Source organism: Mycobacterium sherrisii (genome assembly GCF_002102355.1).
Lineage (GTDB): Bacteria > Actinomycetota > Actinomycetes > Mycobacteriales > Mycobacteriaceae > Mycobacterium > Mycobacterium sherrisii.
In genome coordinates this window covers 1-3,398 of sequence record NZ_LQPT01000067.1, presented here as the reverse complement: position 1 = coordinate 3,398, position 3,398 = coordinate 1, and the positions used below count along the sequence as shown (strand labels likewise).

Here is a 3,398-nt window from a genome sequence, read left to right as displayed (position 1 = left end):
CTCGATGCAATCTGCCGATCTCAGCCCAATCCTCCACAGCCAACAACTCCCTTCTCCTCTCAGCTAGAAGCCGAGAACCGGTCGCAGGGGGTCAAAATTCGGGCGTCGACACGGGGTCAGTTTTCAGACGACGCCGACAGACTGGCAACTAACCGATGCCGAGTCAGATCCACCGTTTATCTGACAGTCCCCCTAGATCGAGAACCAAGGCGTGGTCCGCGGCGGTGCTGCCAATCGTCAGCCTTGCGTTAGTGCCCATGCGTCGAGGTGGGCGGGCGCGTTGCTTGGTGGTTTGCCATCGCCCGCTGCATGGCCTTGTTGGGATGCCGAACGATCGGCGCACTGCGCGCCAAGCGTCGCCGGGAACTTACGGAGGCCCCTTGCCGGCATCGGCCGAGACGGTTCCTGGCAACACGTTGGGTAAGTGGTCCGGGTTGATGATGTTGATGATGTAGTCCCTTCCCACCTGGGGGATGGGGGATGACGACGGATGCCGTTAGGTTGGGCCTAGCCCAAACGACGCTGAAATGCCGCCGGTGTGCGTCGCGACGGCGACTTCGTCGAATTCCGGTTGAGGTCTGAACATCTGGAAAGGGGAATGAGTGACCGACTACACCGCTCCGTGTTGGGATTCTGCGGCGCTTATCGTCGTGGATCTACAACGGGATTTTCTCGACGACGGAGTATCCGCCATTGCAGGAACCTCCGCCGTGGTTCCGAATGTCGCGGCTTTAGCGGCGGCGTTTCGCGGGGCGGGCAGACCGATAGCTCATGTGGTTCGGCTGTATGAGCCTGGCGGCTCGGACGTGGACCTTCCTCGGCGTCGGACGATCGAAGAGGGCGCTGTGATTGTCGCTCCTGACTCCGACGGCGCGCAGATTGCAGAGGGAGTCATACCCGGGTCGCCGCGGCTGGATTCGGCGGCGCTGCTCGCGGGCCAGATGCAGCACGTCGGGGATCGCGAAGTGATTCTCTTCAAACCTCGATGGAGTGGCTTTTATCGCACCGGCCTTCAGGAGTGGCTCGAGCAGGAAGGCTGCAGCACCGTGGTCGTCGCGGGCTGCAACTTGCCGAACTGCCCGCGCGCCACGTTGTTCGACGCGAGCGAACGAGATCTGCGCGCTGTTCTGGTCACCGACGCGGTGTCACAGACTACGCACGAGCGACTCGCGGACCTGGACCGTATCGGCGTGCAGCTATGCACGACGGAGACGGTCGCGAGCGCCCTGGGCTGTTTGACCGCATAGCGTTCTCTGTCGGTGGGTCTCCCTAACATCGCGGTACCAGGCGCTGTGGGTGGCAGCGCGTCGGCACCACGAACGGAGAACCGTGAAATTCGTCTCGACCCGCATCATCACCGCTGATGTCCCGCGCCTCGTCGCCTTCTACGAAATGGTCACCGGCGTCTCGGCGGTGTGGGGCAACGAGTTGTTCGCCGAGATCCCGACGCCGGTCGGGGTGTTGGCCATCGGCAGCGACAAAACCGTTCCACTGTTCGGTCAGGGGTCGGCCCAACCGGCGGCCAACCGCAGCGCGATCATCGAGTTCATCGTCGATGATGTCGACGCCGACTATCAACGGCTCCGTGCGCAGCTCGAGGACGTCGTGACCGAGCCGACGACCATGCCGTGGGGCAACCGGGCGCTGCTGTTTCGCGATCCGGACGGAAACCTGGTCAACCTCTTCACCCCGGTCAGTGCCGAGGCGCGCGCGAAGTTCGGTGTGTGATCGGTGATCTTTAATCCTGTTGTGCTGTAACGCTCTTCGGCGGTCGAGGCATCGCAGCCGCAAGAGTGCGCGGCTCGCCCGGCCAGGACGAAGGGGTAAGCGACACACCATTTGGCGGTTGGGTCTGGCGGTGACGGCGCGGTCCGGCCATTGTTAGGAGATGGCGACGGTGAGGCAGACAGGACGCTGGGTACGCACGGTGGTGGCTGGCGGACTCGCCGTGGCGGCCTGCGGGCTGACCGGCGGTGGCGCCGGCGCAGCCCCGACGCCCGCCCCGAGGAATCACTGGTGCCCTGGTCAGCAGTGGGATCCCGGCTGGGGCACCGACTATCACTGGGACTGGACTCAATGCCACGACTGGCAAGGGCCGGCTCCGGCCGGGTGGGGACCGTGGGGCCCGCCGCCGCCCTGGGCGCCGCCGCCACCGGCGCCACCCGCCTGGGCGCCGCAGGCTCACCTGATGTGGAACCCGACCAGCCGCACCTGGGGATTCTTCAACAACGGGATATGGACTCCGGTCTGACCGCACGGATCAATCACGTCCACTGGGCGCGCAGCCGGGCAGAGGCCGACCGTTCCACCGCGACACCCGGTCACCGAGCAGCGGCGAATGCCCTTGCAACACACGAAGTTTGGGTTCTTGTATCGAGCGATCCCCGGGTGCTGGCCGCGGCCGTACGGGTCGGGCGCGCCCGGTGCCCGGACTGCTGCCGCGGGCGTGGCGGGCATTGCCGGGTCGCTAGTCAGCGCTCACGGTTGTCGCCACGGCGTTAGAGTGTGGTGTGGTCCGCGACGACGGCACCCAGCCGCCCCGTCCACTCGATGACCGGGCGGCTGCCCTGGACAAGCGCGATGACGACCTCAAGCTGCGGGAGTCCGAAGTCGAGCGACGTGATTTCCTGCTCCGCCGCCGGGACAGGATCGCCGACCAGCGTGACCGGATTGCCGATGATCGCGAACAGCTGGCGGACGAACGCGAGAAGCTCGCCGACGAGCGCGAGGGTTCGGCGGCCGAACGGGAACGCGAGCGACTGCGGCGTGCCGACGATCGCGCTGAGCGTGACCAGGCGCGAGCCCGCCGCGAGCAGGCCGATGTCGACCGCCAGATGGTCGAAGGCGAACCAGGTTGCCGCAGTGGGTGAACTCGTTTTGTGAAATACGCATTGTTGTGACTTATTTGCTGTAAATGCGGCGTAGGCCATTAGTTAATTTACACGTGATGCGCGCCACAAATTTTGGCTCGTTAACGACGGTGTTGCTAGTGTCCCTGCGCATGTTTGTTCTGGAAACCTTGGTGTCCCTGATCAATCAGGTCTCAGGGACGCCCTATATTCCCGGCGGGGATTCTCCCGCCGGTACCGATTGTTCGGGACTCGTTTCATGGGTGGTAAATGCGGCAACCGATCGACCGGTTTTCGGTGATCGCTTTAATACCGGAAATGAAGAATCCGCATTATTGGCGCGTGGCTTTCAATACGGAACGGCTCCCAACGCGTTGGTGGTGGGCTGGAACGGCGGCCACACTGCAGTGACGCTGCCGGACGGCACCCCGGTGTCCAGCGGCGAGCGGGGCGGCGTTCACATCGGAGGCGCGGGCGCCTACCAGCCCGGATTCACCCACCACATGTTCTTGCCGATGCCCCAGGACGGCGCCCCCGAAGCGCCGCCCC

Annotated in this window: 4 protein-coding genes and 1 pseudogene; all 5 read left to right on the top strand. The window is 64.7% G+C overall.

What is annotated here, in order from left to right; all coding sequences use genetic code 11:
* Positions 1-602: 602 nt before the first annotated feature.
* Positions 603-1,247, top strand: a complete 645-nt coding sequence (locus tag AWC25_RS10560; protein WP_069403028.1) for a cysteine hydrolase family protein — start codon at positions 603-605, stop codon at positions 1,245-1,247.
* 82 nt (positions 1,248-1,329) lie between these two features.
* Complete coding sequence (locus AWC25_RS10555) at positions 1,330-1,728, top strand: VOC family protein (protein WP_069403027.1); 399 nt, start codon at positions 1,330-1,332, stop codon at positions 1,726-1,728.
* Positions 1,729-1,888: 160 nt separating this feature from the next.
* Positions 1,889-2,251, top strand: coding sequence for an Mtp family mycobacterial-type pilin (locus tag AWC25_RS10550; RefSeq protein ID WP_084229604.1), 363 nt, complete (start codon positions 1,889-1,891; stop codon positions 2,249-2,251).
* A gap of 259 nt (positions 2,252-2,510) precedes the next feature.
* On the top strand, positions 2,511-2,870 hold the full coding sequence (locus AWC25_RS27825) for a hypothetical protein (protein ID WP_084229603.1): 360 nt from the start codon (positions 2,511-2,513) through the stop codon (positions 2,868-2,870).
* Between the two features lie 77 nt (positions 2,871-2,947).
* Positions 2,948-3,398 (top strand): annotated as a pseudogene (locus AWC25_RS10540) (hypothetical protein); the annotation flags it as partial.